The 20,637-nt window shown below is 34.7% G+C and carries 21 protein-coding genes; 2 read left to right on the top strand and 19 right to left on the bottom strand.

What is annotated here, in order from left to right; genetic code table 11:
* Positions 1 to 4: 4 nt before the first annotated feature.
* Positions 5 to 2,329 (top strand): translocation and assembly module lipoprotein TamL, encoded by a 2,325-nt coding sequence (gene tamL / locus CLV90_RS04180; RefSeq protein WP_133686246.1) that lies wholly within the window; start codon positions 5 to 7, stop codon positions 2,327 to 2,329.
* A gap of 93 nt (positions 2,330 to 2,422) precedes the next feature.
* Here the strand turns inward: tamL and CLV90_RS04175 are convergent, their stop codons facing one another.
* The 17 genes from CLV90_RS04175 to CLV90_RS04095 form a co-directional block, all read right to left on the bottom strand.
* Positions 2,423 to 3,424, bottom strand: a complete 1,002-nt coding sequence (locus CLV90_RS04175; protein WP_133686245.1) for a metal-dependent hydrolase — start codon at positions 3,422 to 3,424, stop codon at positions 2,423 to 2,425.
* Between the two features lie 65 nt (positions 3,425 to 3,489).
* A complete protein-coding gene (locus CLV90_RS04170) occupies positions 3,490 to 5,841 on the bottom strand; it encodes a hypothetical protein (RefSeq protein WP_208295091.1) in 2,352 nt (783 codons plus the stop codon).
* 97 nt (positions 5,842 to 5,938) lie between these two features.
* Positions 5,939 to 7,711: a MutS-related protein gene (locus tag CLV90_RS04165; RefSeq protein ID WP_133686243.1), complete on the bottom strand. Its 1,773-nt coding sequence runs from the start codon at positions 7,709 to 7,711 to the stop codon at positions 5,939 to 5,941.
* Positions 7,712 to 7,799: 88 nt separating this feature from the next.
* On the bottom strand, positions 7,800 to 8,282 hold the full coding sequence (locus CLV90_RS04160; RefSeq protein ID WP_133686242.1) for an ExbD/TolR family protein: 483 nt from the start codon (positions 8,280 to 8,282) through the stop codon (positions 7,800 to 7,802).
* A 4-nt stretch (positions 8,283 to 8,286) separates the two neighbouring features.
* Positions 8,287 to 8,904, bottom strand: a complete 618-nt coding sequence (locus tag CLV90_RS04155) for an ExbD/TolR family protein (RefSeq protein WP_133686241.1) — start codon at positions 8,902 to 8,904, stop codon at positions 8,287 to 8,289.
* Between the two features lie 463 nt (positions 8,905 to 9,367).
* On the bottom strand, positions 9,368 to 9,721 hold the full coding sequence (locus CLV90_RS04150; RefSeq protein WP_133686240.1) for an MmcQ/YjbR family DNA-binding protein: 354 nt from the start codon (positions 9,719 to 9,721) through the stop codon (positions 9,368 to 9,370).
* Entirely contained in the window at positions 9,718 to 10,266 is a 549-nt protein-coding gene (locus CLV90_RS04145; protein WP_133686239.1) for a GNAT family N-acetyltransferase, read from the bottom strand. Before CLV90_RS04145 ends, CLV90_RS04150 begins: the two co-directional genes overlap by 4 nt.
* Before the next feature lie 9 nt (positions 10,267 to 10,275).
* Positions 10,276 to 10,671, bottom strand: coding sequence for a Dabb family protein (locus tag CLV90_RS04140; RefSeq protein WP_133686238.1), 396 nt, complete (start codon positions 10,669 to 10,671; stop codon positions 10,276 to 10,278).
* 23 nt (positions 10,672 to 10,694) lie between these two features.
* Complete coding sequence (locus CLV90_RS04135; RefSeq protein ID WP_133686237.1) at positions 10,695 to 11,315, bottom strand: DUF4230 domain-containing protein; 621 nt, start codon at positions 11,313 to 11,315, stop codon at positions 10,695 to 10,697.
* The gene (locus tag CLV90_RS04130) at positions 11,308 to 11,667 is read right to left on the bottom strand and encodes a DUF4260 domain-containing protein (RefSeq protein WP_133686236.1); all 360 of its coding nucleotides are present in this window, start codon (positions 11,665 to 11,667) and stop codon (positions 11,308 to 11,310) included. Before CLV90_RS04130 ends, CLV90_RS04135 begins: the two co-directional genes overlap by 8 nt.
* A complete protein-coding gene (locus CLV90_RS04125) occupies positions 11,664 to 12,416 on the bottom strand; it encodes a cyclase family protein (RefSeq protein WP_133686235.1) in 753 nt (250 codons plus the stop codon). The genes CLV90_RS04130 and CLV90_RS04125 overlap by 4 nt, the downstream gene beginning before the upstream one ends.
* A gap of 253 nt (positions 12,417 to 12,669) precedes the next feature.
* A complete protein-coding gene (hemW, locus tag CLV90_RS04120) occupies positions 12,670 to 13,803 on the bottom strand; it encodes a radical SAM family heme chaperone HemW (protein ID WP_133686234.1) in 1,134 nt (377 codons plus the stop codon).
* Between the two features lie 93 nt (positions 13,804 to 13,896).
* Complete coding sequence (locus CLV90_RS04115) at positions 13,897 to 14,202, bottom strand: four helix bundle protein (protein WP_133686233.1); 306 nt, start codon at positions 14,200 to 14,202, stop codon at positions 13,897 to 13,899.
* Positions 14,203 to 14,250: 48 nt separating this feature from the next.
* Entirely contained in the window at positions 14,251 to 14,808 is a 558-nt protein-coding gene (gene ruvC, locus CLV90_RS04110) for a crossover junction endodeoxyribonuclease RuvC (protein WP_133686232.1), read from the bottom strand.
* A gap of 5 nt (positions 14,809 to 14,813) precedes the next feature.
* The gene (locus CLV90_RS04105) at positions 14,814 to 15,290 is read right to left on the bottom strand and encodes a hypothetical protein (RefSeq protein WP_076547151.1); all 477 of its coding nucleotides are present in this window, start codon (positions 15,288 to 15,290) and stop codon (positions 14,814 to 14,816) included.
* Between the two features lie 225 nt (positions 15,291 to 15,515).
* Positions 15,516 to 17,960 carry an energy transducer TonB gene (locus tag CLV90_RS04100; protein ID WP_133686231.1) on the bottom strand — a complete coding sequence of 815 codons (2,445 nt, stop codon included), beginning with the start codon at positions 17,958 to 17,960 and terminating at the stop codon, positions 15,516 to 15,518.
* Complete coding sequence (locus CLV90_RS04095; protein ID WP_071341198.1) at positions 17,957 to 18,319, bottom strand: BlaI/MecI/CopY family transcriptional regulator; 363 nt, start codon at positions 18,317 to 18,319, stop codon at positions 17,957 to 17,959. The genes CLV90_RS04100 and CLV90_RS04095 overlap by 4 nt, the downstream gene beginning before the upstream one ends.
* Before the next feature lie 144 nt (positions 18,320 to 18,463).
* Between CLV90_RS04095 and CLV90_RS04090 the strand changes: the two genes are divergently transcribed.
* Positions 18,464 to 18,979, top strand: coding sequence for a DUF456 domain-containing protein (locus CLV90_RS04090; protein ID WP_133686230.1), 516 nt, complete (start codon positions 18,464 to 18,466; stop codon positions 18,977 to 18,979).
* Between the two features lie 8 nt (positions 18,980 to 18,987).
* Here the strand turns inward: CLV90_RS04090 and CLV90_RS04085 are convergent, their stop codons facing one another.
* Positions 18,988 to 19,545: a nitroreductase family protein gene (locus CLV90_RS04085; RefSeq protein ID WP_133686229.1), complete on the bottom strand. Its 558-nt coding sequence runs from the start codon at positions 19,543 to 19,545 to the stop codon at positions 18,988 to 18,990.
* 140 nt (positions 19,546 to 19,685) lie between these two features.
* The gene (locus CLV90_RS04080) at positions 19,686 to 20,579 is read right to left on the bottom strand and encodes a LysR family transcriptional regulator (RefSeq protein WP_133686228.1); all 894 of its coding nucleotides are present in this window, start codon (positions 20,577 to 20,579) and stop codon (positions 19,686 to 19,688) included.
* Between the last annotated feature and the right edge of the window lie 58 nt (positions 20,580 to 20,637).

Here is a 20,637-nt window from a genome sequence, read left to right as displayed (position 1 = left end):
AATATTGAAAAATAAAATCTTTACATATCGTACCTTATGCTGGTTGGCATTTTTAATTACCTATTCGTGCGGTATAGAAAAATATATACCTGAAGGGGAGCAATTATATACCGGGGCAGAACTTGAAATAATTTCAGAAAGCGAGCTAAAAGACCTAAAGGAAGTTAAATCAGAATTATTTGGATTAATAGAACCGTACCCCAATACTAGATTCTTAGGAATGAAACCCGCCTTGTTTTTTCATTATAAGGCACAGCGAGAAAAACCTGGATTTCTTTATAAATTTTTAAATAAATCTTTTGGCGAAGAACCGGTTTATTTTTCTAATGTAAATACAGAAAGGGTAGAAGAATTAATCTTAAACAGACTAGATAATAACGGATTCTTCTATAGCCGATCAACTTCTAAAACCGTTGTTGACAGTAATTTTGTCTCGGTAAAGTACTCCGCTACCCTACCAGAACCGTATGTGTTAGAAAATTACAAACTAGAATCTGACTCCCTCCCTATTTACAAAGAAATTGAAAAAATGTTATCGGAAACAGCTCTAGTAAAAGGTGACCGATTTGATTTAGATTTATTGAAGGCAGAACGAGCACGATTAAATAACGGACTCAAGCAAAAAGGATTTTACAATAGCCAAGAAGATTTATTAATTTTTGAGGCAGATACCAACCAATATAACAATAAAAAATTCGATCTATTTCTTAGATTGAAAAGAGATGTTCCCGCCCGTGCATCCATCCCCTACACCATAGATTCTATTACGGTGTACCCTAATTATTCAATTGAAGGCGATACATTGCCTTTAACCAAGAATAATGTCACCCAAGTCAACAACATAGATTTTATACAGAACGAACTATATTTTAAGCCAGACTTATTAGAATCATATTTATTATTCAATGAAGGCGATTTGTACGATGCCAATATCTCAAAACAAACGAGTAACAGGTTGTCGGCACTTGGTAGTTATAAGTACGTAAACATACAATACACAGAGCTAGATACAACTGCTGTTGACGGTGACGGCGGTTCTTTGGCTGCAAGCATCTATTTGGCACCTTTAACAAAACGATCAATTAGAGCAGAATTACAGGCGGTTTCAAAATCGAACGGATTCACCGGCCCTGGTATATTACTGAGTCATACCAATAGAAACATTTTTAATGGGGGAGAAACCTTTAGTATATCTGCCAATTTCAGCTATGAATCGCAATTATCTAGTGGTAGTAATTCTAGCTTAAGCAGTATCGCCGGTGGTCTTAATGCAGACCTCGTAATACCAAGGTCAATACCCTTTTCACCAAGAAGATTTAAATACGCCGTACCAAAAACTAAGATTTCTTTGGGCGTAGATTTTCTGCAGCGCAGTCAGTTGTTCACATTAAGCTCTGTAAACGGTTCTTTTGGGTATACATGGAAAGAAAACCAGTATGTATACCACACATTAGACCCTATTAGTATTAACTATTCAAAGCTCTCTAATGTAACAGATGAGTTTCAGACTATACTAGATGATAATCCGTTTTTAAGTCAAAGTTTCGAGCAACGTTTTATTGCCGGACTTTTATATAGTTTCACGTATGATGAAGTCACTAACCTAGGAAAAGAAACTCCCATCTATTTTAATGCAAATTTTGATTTAGCGGGAAACATGCTTAATCTAGTCAGTGGCGGATCGGGAACAATTTTCGGCTCTGAATACGCACAATATGCAAAAGCAGATGCCGATGTACGGTTGTATTTACGTTGGAAAAAAGAGCGCACTTTAGTATCTCGATTATATGCAGGTTGGGGAGTACCATACGGTAATAGCTCAACTTTACCCTTTGTTAAGCAATTTTATTCTGGCGGACCCTACAGTGTGCGAGCTTTTAATATTCGTTCATTAGGACCAGGTAATTTTAATGCAGAAACAGAAAATGCAACCACAGATTATTTTGACCAATCTGGTAACTTAAAGCTGGAAGCAAATGTGGAATATCGTTTTCCGTTATTCTCGTATTTAAAAGGCGCCTTCTTTGTTGATGCAGGTAATGTTTGGCTAACTGGAAATTATTCTGATATTGAAGATGACCAACTAACCAGTAGTTTTTCGCAAACCCTTTTTACAGATGGAAAATTTGAAAAAGACTGGCTAAGTGAAGTCGCTGCTGGTGTAGGTTTTGGTGTGCGATTAGATATTCAAAGCTTCGTAATTCGTTTAGATCTAGCTTCACCCATACGTATACCTTACCTGGATGAAAAGGAACGGTGGAACGTACCTTTCTTTGGTAATGCAGATAACAATATGACTTTAAACTTTGCTATCGGTTATCCATTTTAAGTAACTAAGCTTGCCTTTTGCAGCTAATTACATAGACTTTAATAATAATTGAATGTCTGGACGCTAGTAGTCGAAACCTTCTATCTTCTTTTATTAATTACCCCACATACGTTGCCACAGTGCCGCCATTAAGCGTTTGGCATCTCTTTTAAACTTTGGTCTTTCTTCGACAAATAAATCATCACCATCAGGTACTAATTTATAACTGAATGCAAATTCAGTTTCATTTTTGTTTAAACTAATGAGTCCGAACCTTAGGTCGTTAAAATACAGTTGCCCCTCTTTTTCGGTAATGGTATACCAGCCTTCCGTTATTTTTATCAGGCGTATTATTTTATCATTATCTGTCCATTTACCTAGCAACTTATGATTTTTGGGGTATGATGCAAATGAAATTGGTTGACTGTCAAAAAAAGAATAATCACCCATCAAATAAGCATCTTCAGTATCAATGTTTGCCATCCACAGTACCGTATTCAATGGTGCCGGACGCGTATTCATTTCACTGTACACAATACCTTGTTCATCGAGCGCATTCTCAAAATTCTTAAAAGCGATACCTTTCAAAACTAAGGTCAACAGTAAATAAGCACTACTAATGACCAGACCCAAGTTTACATATTTTCTACGTTTTACAGCAGTGCGTTTTTGAAACATAGCCAGTATCAAGAAGACAATAAACGGAACCGTATACAAAGGATCAATTACGAAAACACTTTGGAAAGCCAATCGAATTTTGAAAGGCCAAAACAATTGTGTACCCCACGTTGTAAATGCATCTAATAACGGATGCGTAAAAAATCCCCAAAACATTAACCAAGACCACTCTTTCCAAGTAGCTGATTCTTTCTTATTAATCTTCCAAACTAACCACCCGAATAAAGGCGCGAAGAGTACAGAAAAGAAAATGGAGTGACTAAAACCTCTATGCCATTCCGTTGCTGAAACTGTATCTAAAAAGAAGCGGGTTATAACATCTAAATCCGGTATAGTACCTGCAATAGCCCCATAAAGCATTGCTTTGTTCCCAACTTTTCTACCAAGAACGGCTTCACCGACTGCTGCTCCAAGTACTATTTGTGTTAGTGAATCCATATGCCCATCCCCCTAGCCCCCAAAGGGGGAATTAATAAGTGTTATATTATTTTAATAAATTAAAATCAATCAATTACAAGATTTTGTTCAGCAGAAATCAAACTACCATCAGCTCCCATACCTTCAATATAAAAATTGATATTATTCTGTAATGTGTTTAGAATTTTAAAAGTAGCGATACCATTTTCATCAGTCTTTAATTCAGGAACCCAATGTATGGTTCCAAAATTTTCAAATTCATTAGAAAGATATGAAGTGTATTTAGGGGTATAAAATTTCTTAACAGGTTCAAATCCTTCCTTTAATATATACTTAAAAACATTTTCATCTCTACCATACTGGTCATTGTAATCTCTTGGTAACCTTCTGGTGTAAATACGAATTACACCACCAGCGCCTCTTGCTCCTTCACCTGCCCCTGTTTTATCTATTAAAAAACTTTCTATTTCGTTTGTGGGCATTTTATATAGAACGTCAAAGTTTGGTAAACGGGCATTATTTAAATATATAATTGGAACAGGATACATATTAGCCCCAGAAAAGGAAGATGGCGTAATTGAATTAATAAAAACACGACTTATACTACCAAATTGTAGACCCTCCATCACATTATAACCCCTTGATCTAATAATATCGGTAACGAACGGCAAGCTAAATTCTAACCTTTCAGTAACTTCTGTCATTCTACTAGCCAAGTATTTTGGAATTAAAGAGTTCTTGACGACAGTAGTTTTAACCTTATCTTCAACTACAGTTACCTCATTTAGATTTATTGTATTATCAGAAAAAATTAAATCTGGTACTTTTATTTCTTTAGAACTATTTTCGTTTTCAAATGCTATTTTTTCTTTCCAAATAGTATCCATTTCATCGGGGATTGTCCCTAACTTCATATTCAAACCAATATTTGGTTTAGCCAATTTTCCATTCTTAACAATGAGTGTAAAATCTAAGCCCTCACCCTTTATTGGAAAATTCTTCTGAATCAAAAATCTATTCTCTAAAATATCTAAATACCTACTACGACCATCTGGAAAACTAACTAAGAGTTTATCTTCAGATGTAACCCCTTTACTGTAAATGGTTCCTTCTAAATCTATTCCGTTTTCAAATTCATAAAATTGACCTGGAGGTCCTTTAAAAATATCGTTCCAATCATATTTAGACCAACCTTGGGTCATTAACAATAAATCTAATTCATCCTCTTTTTTCTCGGTAACATCTCTAAAATAATATCTAGGGTTTTCAATGAATCCTCTTATATAAGGTTTTAAATATAAAGCGCTATAAATAGAATTTTGATTATTGTTCGAAATTGTTTTTTCTGGCAAAACAGATACACTTAAGTTTTGCATCCCTTTACTGGCATCAAGAAGTTTCACTTGAATACTCAACGAATCTTCTTCAGTAGATAACTTACTAACTTCTAATTGTGAATCTAAAAGATCTGAATTATTAAATACTAATCTCTCTGCTATCGGCTTACCATCTGGATTAAACAGCGTTAAAATATTCATCCCTTTATTAAGTACTTCTTTATTTAAAACCTTCGATACAAATAGTTTGTTCTTGGGGAAAGTAATGGGTATTCTATTTGCATGACCATCTTTATGGATCAACAAATAAAACTGTTGTTCTTTAATTACCGCTTTTGTCGCTGCATTGGTAGTTAAGCTAATAATGAAACGGTCATCATCAACGTTCTTTACACTAAAAGAAATACCTATTGCCGAAGGTTTTTGTATGGTGGTTGTTTGCACACTACCATCGCTAAATTCGATTTTAGCAACATAAGTCGTACCCGCTTTCGGATTAAAATTGAATTTGCCTAAGCCAAAAATTGAAGTGTAGAATCTTGCTACCTGAGTATTATCAGTATCAAATATAGACCCCTCTACGATTCTTACGCCATAACCGTTAATATCTGTTACTTTCACACCCATCACCCCAGGCGCATCTTCAACTAAATTACCGCCTTCTGGTAGAAATTGAATATCATATTCTTTTACAGATTTAGCCTTTTCAATTGACTTCTCATTTAAAATGGTGATTTTCTGAACAAAGGAATCATCTTCTTTAAAATTCTTCATCCAATTTGTGCTTGTACGAAGATAGTATTCACCACTTGCAAGCATTGAATCTACAGCGATACTCCCTTTAAAATAACCATCTCTAGCTTTAAAATGATAGTCATTAAATTTCTTACCATCAACATTATACAACCCCACATGAACCGTAGTAGTTTGACTAAATGGTTTACTATTATGCCTATTATACACATAGCCCTTTAACCATACTTCTTCATTGGCTATATAAGTTGTTTTATTAGTATGAAGAAATACAGACTCTCGTGGTAATTCAAAATATTTTAAGAATTTATCCTTAACGAAATTGTCGCCAATTTCAGTTTGAGCCAAAAGAATATTAGAAAACAGTATGAGGAATAAAAGCGAAATTCTATGCATAAAAAAGACGGAAAATGATTACAACCTTAAATCTAAGAATAAAAAAGTTTTATTCAATAATCCCCATCTTTTTTAAGAGAAAAGAAGCGTTCATATTCTGACAAATTCCGTTTTTAAAGGTATAATCGAAATGCAATTCGTTGTCTATAATTTCTGCGTCGAAATAATGGTTTTTAACTGCATCGTATTCATCGGCAACCTCGCAAAGACTAAGATCATGCGTAGCGATAATTCCGGTAGATTTACTTTTTACCAAACGCTCTACAAACTTTCTTGACCCCAAAGCCTTATCGGTACTATTCGTTCCTTTCAAGATTTCATCTAAAACAATAAAATAGCGATCAGTCTGAATTTCATCTACGATATACCTAAGTCGTTTTAATTCTGAAAAGAAGTACGATTCATCATCTGTCAATGAATCTGTGGTACGCATACTGGTTATTAATTTTATAGGCGAATAACTAACCGATTCTGCGCAAACCGGTAAACCAACATTTGCCATCATTATTTGCAGCGATACCGTTCTTAAAAAAGTACTCTTACCGGCCATATTTGCACCGGTGATTATAAAAAACTGTCCGCCCTCTATGGTAATATCATTCAATATACTTTTTGCAGGGTCTAATAACGGGTGACCAGCATTTTTAGATTTCAATACCACTCCGTCATTTGTAATCGTCGGATATGTAAAATTCGGATGGTTGAAAGCAAAATTTCCTAAACTACTATAAGCGTCAAAAAATGCGATGGTATTAAACCAAACCTCTACACTCTTACCATGAGCCTCAATCCATTTTTCAATGGCCAAGCAGTCCGTTAATGAACGAAGGAAAAATCCGTTCGCAAAAATTAAATACAGTAGATTATTATTGCGATCCAGGTTGCTTAAAAGTGATGCAAATTTCTTTAGAACTTTAGAATTATGCTCGCCATTACTTAAAATGTTTGCCTTTTGTTTTTTTAATAGATCTGATGTAAAATCAGTCGTTTCTATCATTGCCAATAACTGATTGTACTGATCAAAAGTCGATTTCATTTTGGTAGCACTCTGCCCTAAATTGGTCACTTTTTTAGTGAATAACCCGACAATAATCATCCCTAAAACCAACCATGTAATTAACACAGATTCTGGCAGATAATCTAGAAAGTAAGCCACAAAAATAGCCACAGAAATAATTGAAAACACAAGAGGTATAAACTTCATTGCCTTTGGCACAAAAGACTTGTAATTCTTTAACCATTTGGCAATGGTATGTGTAGAAGTTTCTGTCTTAGTCAGTGCCGCCATCGCAGAAAACTCTTGTCGCCAATCAACCTTTTCTCCTATCTCGGTAATAGCTTCTTGTTTTTCTTTAATGCCGCTTATGGAATTCTCTTTATAAATATCAGCTAATAAAAGGCTACCCTCGGCAAGTTTTGTTCTGTTTGAAATTTGATAAAAAGACCCTTCACCAAATAGGTCTATATCTTGACTAAAAAAATGAATGTCATCGGCAAATTCTTTTCCGTTGGGTAGTTTTGAAAAGTCTCTGTTTAATACTTGAAGCTCCACCGCATTGATATCTTTTAAAGCTGCTATTTTGGCTTTTTGGTGTTTAAGATTTGTATATCTGCTTACCAAAAACAAGAATAACGGAATACCCACACACAATACCCCAATAACATATTTTGCACTTACCGATGCAAAATACACAGCTGCGATAGTCCCTAAAAATATAAGTAAGCGAAGTATACTGGAGGTAAACAACTTCTTATTTAGGGCTTCGATTTGCGTTTCAAAACCCTTTACTTTTTGGGCGTAAAATTCTTCTAAATTATTCATGGAAACCAACCTATTATAGAAAAGGTAAAGATAACCTTAGAAAATGATTTCTATAAATGGAAAGCAGATTTAAAACATTCATTTCATTCTATATATTATCTACAACAGCCCCTTCATAAGTGGTATAATTTATTTTCAACAAATTCACCATACGAAGTTCGCTTTTAAGGTCTTCTATAATTCCCATTTTCACTCCCACATCTGCTTTAATAGAAACTGTTGCAACACTTCTTAAATGCTGCGGTATTGACGACAAAGCTTGCAAGGCATAATCGCCGACTTCATCTACGGTAATAAATTTATTATCCATTTGAATTCTGGGCTCATCTCCTAAAGTTAAATTGCCGTCAGCAGTTGGTTTACCTACATAAATTATAATGACTCGGTCTTTCTTGTCCAATTTTTCAGTTTCAGTTGCTGTTGGCAAGGTATTCTCTACTAATAAGTTTTGATTCTTCATAACCGTAACCGTCATAAAGAAAAAGAGAAGTATAAAAACAATATCAGGTAATGATGCTGTTGATACTGGCGGCAAGCTTTTACTAGATCTGTATTTGTTGAATTTTATCATGGTCTTAGTTATTTACGGTTTCTGGTTCTAGAATTTTCTGCGGATAAAGCGCTCTTATAATTTCAAGACGCTCTTTTAATTGCCCTTTTTGGTCTTCACTAATCTCTTCATTGTAATAGTCAGAATAAATGGTTTCATAATGGGTATTGAACAATCGTAAGCTTTCTCTATTACGCAAGTCGTTATAAGCAGCAATTACTTCATTTTGCACAGCCACATAAACCGGATAACCAGAATTTCGTTGTGCCTTTATAGATATGATAGCTTTATCAGGGTTTTCAGAGGAATCTGCCATCCGATCTCCTTTACAATAATTACAATACCCTTCTTCTTGCATTGGTAATCCGCCGTTATCGATAAAGGCGATTACTTTCTCTCTAAGATTTTTAGGATTTATAATATCACCTTCTGCCATTATTAAGTCAGCGTCATTTATGCTGACTTCAAAAAGGTTTCTTTCTTTAATATCAACAATGGCATCATTAACTTCAGGAGGCATTGAGCGGTTAATTCCCGCATCATTTTCTATGGATGTGGTGACCAAGAAAAAGATGAGTAATAAAAAAGCAATATCTGCCATTGACCCGGCATTTACTTCTTGTGGTAATCTGTGGTTTTTCATGAATAGTGGTTTTAAGCACTATTAAGTACTAAAAATTGACCGCTAAAGAAAAGTTAGAATGAGGGAATGGTGGTTTTGAGTGAGGGAATGGGATTATAATCTCAATTAGTTATCGCAATAATAAGAATATTGAAAAACCAAAAACTGTAATAACTGAAAAAACTAGATAGCCATTAAAAGCATATTTCGGATATTTAAGTTTGCTTTCAAATTTCCAATTCCTACGACCAATTAGTTCAACAATCCACCCAATTGTATAAATAATATTTAAAACAAGTCCAATTACTAAGTATACAAGAGGTATAGTAACAAAACAAATATAGAAGCTTAAAAGACCAATAAAATACATTATTATATTATAGGCAATCCTTCTTAATTCCCACCACAATATAATTTCCCACCACTTTCTATCAATACTATTTATTTTCAGAAGGTTCATTTAATCCTCTAAGGTTTTTACCAATCACAAAGCTTCCAACTCCGCCTTCACCTTCTTGGTCAATTTAGAAACCACCAAATCATAAGAATGGTCAATGAGTTCTTTTGTGAGATCTTTAGAAATTTTGTCTAGGTATACGGTGTTCCAATGCTTTTTACTCATGTGCCAGCCCTCTATAATACCATCATGTTCTTCACGTAGTTCTATGGCTTTTTCTGGATCGCATTTTAGGTTAACACGTAAAGGCACTTTTTCTAATCCGCATAAAGCGAACATTTTGCCCATCACTTTAAATACAAGGGTATCCTCATCAAAAGGAAAGGATTCTGTTACTCCTTTTTTTGAAATGCAGTATTCCCTGTATTCTTCGACATTCATGTATTATGAATTTTAGCTTTTGTATTTTCTAAAAATAGAGAAGCATCTTCCCAGTAATATCTAATCTTTAAAAAGGTCTTATCGCCTATATCGTTAGATTCAACCGTTTCCTTAGCTACGCCTCCTATCTTTTCATAATATTTAATTGCAGCTATGTTGGTATTCAACACCCATAGGTAAAAATCATTAGTACTATCTCTTTGCACTATCTCTTTTGCCAATGCAGCCATCAACTTTGTACCAATTCCTTTTCCTTGGGTATTAAGAGCTACATGTAAATTATCTAGTAATGTCCCATATTGGTCATCATAATTAAAATATGCACACATAAAACCCAGAAAATTCCCATCCTCTTCCGCAATTAAAACATATTGATTTAGTGATGGATTCTGAAAGCGATTCTTCCATTCATTCAACCTATTATCAAATGCCAAATTATCCAGAAATTCTGCACTAAAAGACGCGCGATAGTTCTGTTGCCAGCTTACCGAATGTAATTTGGCAATTTTCTCAACATCTGCCTTAGTAGCCTCTCTAAGTCTCATGCTAAAAGATTAGATACCTATAGAATCGTAAACAATGACCTTAGACCATAAGCTTTCCGATTCGGCAATAAACACTTTATGTGGTGCCTCATCTTGGTAAGCTTGTTGAGATTCAGCTGAATCGAAACTTACGATTAATGAGTATGTAAATGAACCATCTACTACATCTCTACTTGCTTTTGGCGGTTTGCCAATAAATTGCGTTTTGGCATATGCCGAGTTATCTAAAAACTTACGTAGAGAAGTTTCAAAAGCAGTTCGGTCTGCTTGATTATCTGGGTTTTTCAACCAGAAAAATACAGTATGGGAAAAGTTAGCATCGAATTCTGTCATTTCGTTATCATTTTGACCAAAAGTTACTGTGGTCATTAGTGTTATTACAAGGATACAAATTACGTTTTTCATTTTTAAATAGTTGTTGTTTGTTGTTATTCTTCTAGTAAGTCAATTTGTTTTTGCGGTATTTTAAGTGCAGAATAGTCTAGTTTCCAGCCGATGGTTTCTACTATTTTTTCCATAATAAGAACTGTCTGCAAGGCTTCTTTTCTTGCTGTCTCCATCAATCCGCTTTCAGGGATTTTTTCTCGAATGTGCGTTTTCGCTTCAGAATTTAATTTGGTAAGATCATCTGGAGCAAAAAAGTTGAAAAATCCGCTTTTAATATCATAGAATTCCAATTCTGGTTCAATACTCAATACTTCTGGCTGCGGAAAATTATCAAGCACAATGATTTTTTTTCCTTCATCGGCATGCATCAAAAGTTTGCTTAGATCATAGCCAATATGGGCTTTTGCTTTTATTACTACTAAAGCCTTCTTTTTACTACTTACCAGACTAAGAAAATCTTTTACATTTTCATATTTGTAGATTTCGGCAAACTCGCCTTCTACAGAGATTAACTTGCAAACACTTTTCATTTTTTCTAACAACACGGTAGACTGGTGCGTTGTTATCTCTTTACTTTTCATGCCTTTAAAAAAGTTAAAAAGCCAGTACATACCAATTGCACCTAAAACCAAACCAAGAATGGTATCAAAAATATTATCCATTATTATTTCCTATTTCTCCTAAATGAGTAAACTTAAACCCTTTATCATATTTAAGTCCGTAGCCAAAGATACGGTCCATGGCTATATGTATAAAAAGAATTGTACCTATTAATTGCATTATGGGCAACATAAAATAGATACCTACAAAGTATAAAAGTATGGCTATACCTCTGTGATGAAAAACGTTATAGCAAACTGCACCTATTTTAGAACCAAGTAAATAACCCAACATTGATATATCTGGGGTCAGTATTAAAACTGGCAACCACCACCATTGATACCCTAATAAGCCAAACATAAAAATACCGAGAACCATTAAGGTCAGTTCCTCTAATTTGAGTAGATTCTTCATAGCTGTTCTATTTTATAAAGTACAGGTCTGCTTGGGCTAGCGTCATTTTCAAAAGGTGCTACCTGCAGGTTTAAAAAATACGAACCATCAACAATTGCATCTGACACATAAATAAACTCTGTGATAGTTGCATCAAGTCGAACATCGCCGTTGAAATTCCAAAATGCTTTGTGTGCCAAAAGCTTACCATCATCTTTTTCTTTGTCGACAGATGGTAGGTCTATCAATAAATGCTCCACACCCAATTCCCTTATAAACACCATAGCATCTTCTAATATATATGGCGGATTGGTGTGTGAATACTGTCTATTCACTTTCGACGTAGTATTAGGTAACGTTCGTATAACTAATGCGGACGGAGTGTGATTACCTATGACATTTTGAAGTTGTTTTTTGGTAATAATTAAATCTCCATTTTCCTCGGATGGAGTAACAGTAATCACCTCAGCCAAAAAGAAAAACTGCTGTAGATTTTGGTTTACAGATTGATGCTCAGCAGATATATGCCCTACACACTCGGTATGCGTACCATGCGAATGCGGGTTGAATGAAATATCATAAAAATTAGTACTTGACCCCGCAGCAATACTCCCTGTAAAATTAGCTTCTCTATGAGGCTCTATAGTTGGGGCCTTAACATACCAAGCGTTTACATTATCGTCTTTATTGGTAATGGGTATAGAAATATCTAAGGGTTTAGATAGGTCAATTTGATACTGGTTAGTATTGTGGGTTATGGTAGTTTTCATTGTATTTAACCTCAATTTACATAGTAGCTTTGAGATAAGAAAATTACAACTTTTTGGGCGGTTATTATTAAAGATTGTAGAGGAGGTGAGTATTCGTGTTTCAAACCTGTTTTTGACACCTAATCAGGAATTAGTAAAATTGAGAAGCTTTCGTGTTTCGAAACTGTTCTCGATACAATTTTTCATTTCCGTTTCTCTTCAATGAAAAATCACTCGAACTGACAGCACGTTTTAATCTAACTCTGACAGTTCTCTATTTCAAATTCAACATAAACAAATCTGCCGCAATACCATCGGCTAAAAACATACCTTTTTTGGTGGTCTTGAGAATGTCTCCATCAACGAAAAGCAAATGTTCTTCTATAAATTTATCGGCTTGCATTAGTGCATATTCTTTGTATTTAGGTCCGAATTCATCAGAAATTCTAGTTAATGAAACTCCCCAAATAGTCCGCAAGCCAGTCATCACGTATTCGTTGTATTTATCGGTCGAAGAAAGTACTTCAACCTCCATAGGTAAAATGTTTTGCTCTATGGATTTAATATACTTCGGATTGTTATTGATATTCCACCCTCGTTGCACACCATCAAATGAATGCGCAGACGGACCAATACCAATATATTTTTTCTGCTGCCAGTAGGCGGAATTATTTTTAGAGTAATACCCAGGCTTCCCAAAATTGGAAATCTCATAGCAATCAAAACCTGCTGCCAATAAAGTCTCGTTCAACAGATTGAAATGCTCCTGTGTTTCTTCATCGGATGCGGGAGTAATCAATCCATCTTCCACAAACTTCGCAAGTGCAGTTTTGGGTTCTACGGTAAGAGCATAACTAGAAATATGCGGAATATTATAACCGAGTGCTTTATCTATATTCTGTTTCCAGCGATCTAAGGTCATATTTGGCATTCCGTAAATCAAGTCAATCGAAATATTATCGAAATGCTGACTCGCCAATTGCAAACACTTTTCTGCTTCCAGAGCATTATGCGCTCTGTTCATCAGCTTTAAATCCTCCTCAAAAAAAGATTGAATACCAATACTTAATCGGTTTATCGGACTAGCTGCCAGTTGCAGAATTTTCTCTTCGGATAAATCATCAGGATTCGCCTCTAAGGTAATTTCCGGAAGGTCTACAACATCATAATGTTCACGAACCTTACTTATCAACTGCTCAATTTCCCCAGTTTTTAAAACAGAAGGTGTACCACCTCCAAAATAAATCGTAGCAACTGTTTCCCCAGAAAACTCCGCCTTGCGCAACTCCAGTTCTTTACACAATGCTTTCAACATCGCCTCTTTCTTCCCCATCGTAGTAGAAAAGTGAAAATCGCAATAGTGGCAAGCCTGCTTACAAAATGGGATGTGGATGTAGATTCCGCTCATGTGTTCAATTAACAGTTAGCAATAATCAGTAAACAATTATTCTTGTTTTTTAATTCTTGTAGATTTAAATATGGCGAACATAATTTTAGAAAGCTAATCAGCTTTTTCAATTAACCCATTCGCAATTGACAATTCAATATATTCTGAATCCTTTAAAAGGTTTAACCAATATTTAGTCTCTAAGCTTTCTTTATAAGCTATTGAAATCTTAGCAGAAAAATCTGCTTTTGATATCGCGCCATTAGCTTCTGCTATATTCGCACCTACAGAAGTTCCTGCTCTCAATAGTTGTTTCGATAGCACATACTCTCTTTTATTCTTCGTTAGTTCTTGATATAATTTAACAATTTGCAAAGCAAAATCATAAGATTTACTCAAAAGAGGATTTTCATTATTCATTGCTAATTAATTATTGTTAATTGGTAATTGTTTAATGTTTATTGAACATTACTTTTTCACTCGTTTCTCATTCTGCTTCACGAAGGCATCCCAACCCGAGTAGCTTTTACCAACTACGTCAATTCTACCTTGGTTATAAAAATGGCATACGGCAGCAGCTAGTCCGTCAGTGCTATCTAAGTTTTTCGGTAGTGTTTTTAGGCCTAACACGCTTTGTAGCATTCTAGCGACTTGTTCTTTACTGGCATTTCCGTTTCCGGTGACCGCCATTTTAATTTTTTTGGGTAAGTATTCCGTAATAGGAATTTGTCGCGATAGTCCCGCTGCCATAGCAACACCTTGTGCACGACCCAACTTTAGCATAGATTGAACGTTCTTACCAAAGAAAGGAGCTTCAATAGCAATTTCGTCTGGATGATAGGTGTCTATAAGTTCTATAGTACGCTCAAAAATGATTTTTAGTTTGGTGTAAGGGTCGCTGTATTTTTGAAGAAGCAATTCGTTCATTTGAATAAACTCCATCTTTTTGCCCACTACTTTTATGAGTCCGAAACCCATAATAGTAGTACCAGGGTCAATACCCAAAATTATTTTCTCGTTCGCCAAAATGCTTAATTTGTATTTAATTGAACCGGAATTCGATATTTGGTATTCACCGGAATTCCTCTTTTTAAAGCGGGTGCAAGTTTAGGAAGATTCTTTAAGCTTTGTGTAATAACACCATCAAATTCTGGCATCTGATTTAATACTAGCTCATTTTTATAAATATCGGCAACTCGTATTTTACCTAGGGTATCAATAACAAAAATCACCTCAACGGTTTCACTTTCTTTATCGGTCAAGGTAAATTCAAAATCATTTAAGGTTTCTTGAAAATGGGAGATTAAGGTTTCTTCAAAGCAAATTTTCTGCTGTTCTTTAGTAACCGCTTCATCACAAGTGTAAAAGAACGGATAAGAATCTACACTGTTCCAATCCATATGGCGCAATTCCTCATCTATAAGCTCTTGCGTTCGTTTTTGTTTCGACTCAAAGAACGAACATGAACTTATAAGTATCATTAAAAGAAAAAACACAACTTGTTTCATTACACCTGTTCTACAAGTGAAATTACGATTTTTTTAAGGAGTTTAATATTTGGCAAAATGGATTTCTTCCTTTAACTCAGAAATACGTTTTTTGGCAGTTTCATAATAGTACGGATGATCATTAGGATAATAGTTTAATTTCTTCTATAGAATTCATACAAAATAGTAAAGCCGAGGAATAAACCTCAGCTTTACAAGCTAAAAACATTTTTATAAATAGAATGCTTACTTTTTAATTTTTATTTCAACTACTCCATTTCTACCTTCTTCACCATATTTATCTATTGCTTTTTGGTCTTTAAGAATAAAAATACTTTCTATAGTATTTGGATCAATAGCTTCCATTTCTAGTTTAGTGATTTTTCTATCATTAACATAGTACATGGGTTCCACTTCACTTTCTTTCGAAATTTCAGAAACCATGTTGACTGTACTACCTTCTTGTAATTTAAAATTAACAGGAATAGAAAAAGGAACATTTACTACTTTACCAGATTGCTTACCAGGAATCATCTTTGGCAACCTTTTAATTATGCGTTCCACCTCATCTTCTAACAACTTATCTGGACCACGCATTTTAATATTTTCAATAGCGCCTTCTGAAGTAATTAAAAACATAGCACTAACTCTACCCTCTATATTCGCATCTCTAGCTGCTTTTGGATAATTAAAATGTTTACCAATATGTTGTTGCATTTTTTCATTAAAGCAAGCACGTTTATCATCTGCATCTTCACAACCAGGAAAAATCGGAACCTCATCAACTACAGCGAAAGGAACATCATCTTCATTCATGTATGTTTTTTCATCTATTATAGAACTATCACTATCATCTAATTTGAATTGAATAGGAATAGAAAAAGGAACATTTACAGCTTTACCAGATTGTTTACCAGAAATCATCTTTGGTAAACTTTTTATGATACGAGCCACTTCATCTTCTAATAGCTTATCCGGACCACGCATTTTAATATTTTCAATAGTACCTTCTGAAGAAATGATGAACATAGTATTTACTCGCCCTTCTATATTAGCATCTTGGGCAGCTTGTGGATAATTAAAATGCATACCAATATGCTGCTGCATTTTTTCATTGAAACAAGCACGTTTATCGGCAGCATCTTCACAGCCGGGAAAAATTGGGACTTCCTCTACTATTGCAAAAGCAACATTGACATTATCCATATCTTCAAATTCTTCTTCGCTTACAATCTCAACACTACGAGACTCAATACTACCCCTTAAATCTTTAATATCGGTCTTTATTAAAAAAACATTTGTGTCATCAGAAAGAATAATATTCGTTAAATAATCAGGTTCATTTTCTAAACTAACTAACAATTCATTGAATTTTTGTAATTCATTTGAACTAAGCTTCGATGTATTATTTACTTTATATTTTAGAAAATCTGATGGATAAGCCCCTAAACTGTTATCATAAAAAGTAATATCCTTTCCGAATGCTTTAACCGATGATTTTAGGTCATTATCTATTAAATTATAAGCTTTTCTTTGACCTATAAAACTATTATATCCATCAGTAGAAGGTGGCTGTAACGTTGCTAACTCAATGTTTTCACCCGGGTTTTCTTTAATATAACCTTTAAATACCTTTTCCATGACTTCATTTTGCAAGACTTTATATAGAAAAAATTCTTGTTTGTTAATTTCTTGGTCAATATCCTCATATTTTTCCGCTAATCCAGAAGTATATAAGTAATTAATATCCAAATTATTCACTTTAATTTCATCCTTTATTTCTGAAATTAAAAGCTCATCATTTTCATTGATTACTTGACTATCAGTTGTGGTCTTATTCATTTTACAACTAGTATATAGCAGCATTCCCAATACCATTGGCACAAGAAGCAAATACTTCAACTGCCAAATTTTTCTTGATTTTGATTTTTGTAACATGATTATTCGTTTTTTGATTAATGATTGTGTAAAAAATTGATTGATGAATGATATATGTTCGGTCTGAAAAACCTGAGCCAATAACTGCTCATAATGATCCGTTTTATGCTCTTTTGATACTTGAGCATCGGCAATAAATTCATGTAATTCTGAAATACGATTTTGATATACGTACACTAACGGATTAAACCAACCTACAATTCTCATAAACTCAAAGAATAACAAGTCGTACGTATGCCTTTGTTTTATATGTACCAATTCATGAGCTATTATGGTATCATGTTTCATCGTCAATACTTTATCTCCAATAAAAATGGATTTAAAGAATGAAAAAGCAATATTGCTATTTGTTATAACAATTTGGGTAAACAAAGGGTAAGAAATCTTTTCGCCACTCTTTCTTAATAGATATAATTGTCTAATTTTTAATACGAATAGCACCATTGCAACAAGCATTCCACCATACAGCACTCCTTCTTGCCAAGTAACATTCCAGCCCGATGACTCTTGAACCTGTACTACTACATCTGTATTTTGTAATCCCCATAAATACTCTGGGTATTGCGCAAAGGTCTGTGGTACTTGCTGTTTAAAAGCTTCTATTTTTACCCAAGGTAAAATCAAAGACAATCCAAAGGTTCCAATTAAATACACCCTATTCCATTGAAAAAAAGTTTCCTTCTTTAGAAAAAAGTCATAAATAACCAAGAATAGAAGTTGAAAGGCGATGCACTCCAAAATATATTGTATCATGGTTTTTCCTTTTTAATTTCATTTAATACCGATTCCAATTCCGACAGGCTCATATCATTCTTCTTCATAAAAAATGACACCATACTTTTAAATGAACCTTGAAAATAGCCGTCTACCAATTTGTTGATGGACTGATTACTGTAATCTGATTTCTTCACCAAAGGGAAATACAAATATCCTTTCCCCAATTGCTCATGATCTACAAAACCCTTGCTTTCTAAAATTCTAACAATAGTAGAAACGGTGTTATAAGCCGGTTTTGGTTCAGGTAATTTTTCAATGATCGATGCTACGTTACATTTCTGTAATTCCCATAACACAATCATTACTTCTTCCTCTGCTTTTGTCAACTGTTTCATTCAACTAATCTTTTAGTTCTACGCTCAAATATAACTAAATATTTAGTTTAAACTAATTTTATAGTTGAAAAAATTACATTTGATAAGTGATCATGTAACAAATGCAACCTATATTAGTCTTATAAGCAACACTTACTATTTACAATGGATATATTTTTATTAGTTCTAGGCTTTATTTTAATGCTTGTGGGCATTTTAGGGAGTTTCTTACCCGTTTTACCCGGACCACCAATTAGTTGGGTCGGTCTTCTTTTACTGTATTCTACAAGCGCCATTACTATGAATTGGACGTTTCTAGGTATTACACTAGCTATAGCTTTAATAGTTTTCGGGTTAGATTACGTCATACCTGCCATAGGCACAAAGAAGTTTGGAGGTACGAAAGCCGGAGTTATCGGAACCACCGTAGGATTGTTGGTTGCCTTAATATTCCCTGTTCTTGGACCATTCGGAATTATTATATGGCCTTTTGTGGGTGCTTTAGTAGGAGAATTGCTCAATAAGGCGGACAAAAAAACCGCTACGAAAGCGGCTTTTGGTTCTTTTTTAGGATTCTTAACAGGCACATTCTTGAAATTTATGGTCGCTATTGTTTATCTAGGACTCTTTATTTCAAAAGCTTGGGAGCATAGTAATGCCCTATTTCCATTTTTCAATTAAAGGAGTAATTACTCCGATATCCATTCGGTTTTAGTTGCAATAGGCTCGCGTTTACCGTCGGTCAATTCGCCATCAAAATTACCCATGTAGAAAAATCCTAAACATTTTTCACCATCGGCTAAGCTTAAAAACTCACCCATGTGTTTTATGAGTCCCGGTGAAGACCAGTACGATCCTATACCCATATCCGTACACTGCAACCACATATTCTGAACTGCCATAGCTACTGCAGCTACTTCTTCCCATTCCGGAATCGATTCATTAGGATCTCTTTGCATGCAAATTGCAATAATTGCGCCCGCCATTTTAGGGTTCTCTTGCAGTTTCTTAATCTTCATTGCCTTTGGCTTAGGGTCAAGCTCTTCATATTTTTTAGATAAGAAAGCTCCTAGCCTACCTTTTGCTTCCCCCTGAATCACCTTAAATCGCCATGGTTCTGTACACTTATGGTTAGGTGCCCAATTCGCAGCTTCTAATACTTTCTCTATATCTGCCTTCGCAATTGGTGTATCATTATATTGCACCGGAAACACCGAGCGTCTCTTTTTAATTATATCTAATATCATAAATTTCGTTGTTCGTTGTTCGCTGCGCGCATAGCGCAATTCGCAGCAAGCTCTATTCTCTATTCTCTCTTTTCTCTTCTCTCTTTTCTAAATCAAAGTAAAATTAAGATTTGAAAAGCGCATTCTATGTTAGATAAGTATTAAAACTTATCCTCTAACAGCAACTCCATACAATTCTTAAGAACAGGGTTGGTATGTTCCTTTTTCCAAATAACCGATAATTCGGCTCTTTGGGGAATATCCTTTAGCTCCACAAACTTCACCCGCATTTGAAATCCGTTTTGCAATGATGTAGGCACAATGGCAATACCCATATGATTTTCTACTAACTTAAAAATGGTATGTGCATGCACAGATTTATGTGAGATTTTGGGTGCAAAACCAGCATCTTGACAAATACTCATGATCGTTTCATAATACAGCGGACTATATGCCTGACTGAATAAAATAAAATCTTCTTTAGCAAATCGCTCCATTCCGTCAAACTCCCTTGTCAGCATCGGGTATCTTTCTGGTAACACCAATGAGAAAGTATCGGTAAAGACCGTTTTCATTTCTAAGGTACTCGGCACTCTAGATACCCGAACGAATCCCATATCCAACTGATCATTTAATACCGCATCTACTTGGGCAAAATTTGATAGTTCTTCTAAAGATGTTTTTACCTTCGGATATTTCTCTTTTATTCCCAATAACAATTCCGGAATCACCTGCTGCATAGCCGAACCTAAAAATCCGATTCGCAATTCGCCGCTACTACCATCGCCCACCAACTTTAATTGTCGTTCTACTTTTTCAAGATGATTAAAAATGTATTCAACCTCTGTTTTTAAATAGTGACCTGCAGGTGTTAAGGCAACTTTTTTCTTGTTTCTTTCAAATAATTGGGTCCCTAGAATCTCTTCCATTTGCTTCACCTGCCTACTGAGTCCCGGTTGGGAAATAAACAATTTTTCCGCAGCTTTTCTAAAGTGTAGTTCTTGCGCTACCGCTAGGAAATAGGTAAGGTGACGCAATTCTATTTGATTACTCATAATTATCGATTAATGACAAAATTGATATTACCAAGTATCAAAAATAGGTATTAATTTT

The organism is Maribacter spongiicola, from assembly GCF_004364165.1.
Taxonomy (GTDB): Bacteria; Bacteroidota; Bacteroidia; order Flavobacteriales; family Flavobacteriaceae; genus Maribacter; species Maribacter spongiicola.
This window is presented reverse-complemented; position numbering and strand designations above follow the sequence as displayed.

What these genes read in the sequence shown, in the direction of transcription:
- CLV90_RS04175 (WP_133686245.1), bottom strand. Translation starts at nt 3,424, where the DNA reads ATGGATTCACTAACACAAATAGTACTTGGAGCAGCAGTCGGTGAAGCC.
- CLV90_RS04165 (WP_133686243.1), bottom strand. Translation starts at nt 7,711, where the DNA reads ATGAATAATTTAGAAGAATTTTACGCCCAAAAAGTAAAGGGTTTTGAA.
- CLV90_RS04160 (WP_133686242.1), bottom strand. Translation starts at nt 8,282, where the DNA reads ATGATAAAATTCAACAAATACAGATCTAGTAAAAGCTTGCCGCCAGTA.
- CLV90_RS04155 (WP_133686241.1), bottom strand. Translation starts at nt 8,904, where the DNA reads ATGAAAAACCACAGATTACCACAAGAAGTAAATGCCGGGTCAATGGCA.
- CLV90_RS04150 (WP_133686240.1), bottom strand. Translation starts at nt 9,721, where the DNA reads ATGAATGTCGAAGAATACAGGGAATACTGCATTTCAAAAAAAGGAGTA.
- CLV90_RS04145 (WP_133686239.1), bottom strand. Translation starts at nt 10,266, where the DNA reads ATGAGACTTAGAGAGGCTACTAAGGCAGATGTTGAGAAAATTGCCAAA.
- CLV90_RS04140 (WP_133686238.1), bottom strand. Translation starts at nt 10,671, where the DNA reads ATGAAAAACGTAATTTGTATCCTTGTAATAACACTAATGACCACAGTA.
- CLV90_RS04135 (WP_133686237.1), bottom strand. Translation starts at nt 11,315, where the DNA reads ATGGATAATATTTTTGATACCATTCTTGGTTTGGTTTTAGGTGCAATT.
- CLV90_RS04130 (WP_133686236.1), bottom strand. Translation starts at nt 11,667, where the DNA reads ATGAAGAATCTACTCAAATTAGAGGAACTGACCTTAATGGTTCTCGGT.
- CLV90_RS04125 (WP_133686235.1), bottom strand. Translation starts at nt 12,416, where the DNA reads ATGAAAACTACCATAACCCACAATACTAACCAGTATCAAATTGACCTA.
- hemW (WP_133686234.1), bottom strand. Translation starts at nt 13,803, where the DNA reads ATGAGCGGAATCTACATCCACATCCCATTTTGTAAGCAGGCTTGCCAC.
- CLV90_RS04115 (WP_133686233.1), bottom strand. Translation starts at nt 14,202, where the DNA reads ATGAATAATGAAAATCCTCTTTTGAGTAAATCTTATGATTTTGCTTTG.
- CLV90_RS04105 (WP_076547151.1), bottom strand. Translation starts at nt 15,290, where the DNA reads ATGAAACAAGTTGTGTTTTTTCTTTTAATGATACTTATAAGTTCATGT.
- CLV90_RS04100 (WP_133686231.1), bottom strand. Translation starts at nt 17,960, where the DNA reads ATGATACAATATATTTTGGAGTGCATCGCCTTTCAACTTCTATTCTTG.
- CLV90_RS04095 (WP_071341198.1), bottom strand. Translation starts at nt 18,319, where the DNA reads ATGAAACAGTTGACAAAAGCAGAGGAAGAAGTAATGATTGTGTTATGG.
- CLV90_RS04090 (WP_133686230.1), top strand. Translation starts at nt 18,464, where the DNA reads ATGGATATATTTTTATTAGTTCTAGGCTTTATTTTAATGCTTGTGGGC.
- CLV90_RS04085 (WP_133686229.1), bottom strand. Translation starts at nt 19,545, where the DNA reads ATGATATTAGATATAATTAAAAAGAGACGCTCGGTGTTTCCGGTGCAA.
- CLV90_RS04080 (WP_133686228.1), bottom strand. Translation starts at nt 20,579, where the DNA reads ATGAGTAATCAAATAGAATTGCGTCACCTTACCTATTTCCTAGCGGTA.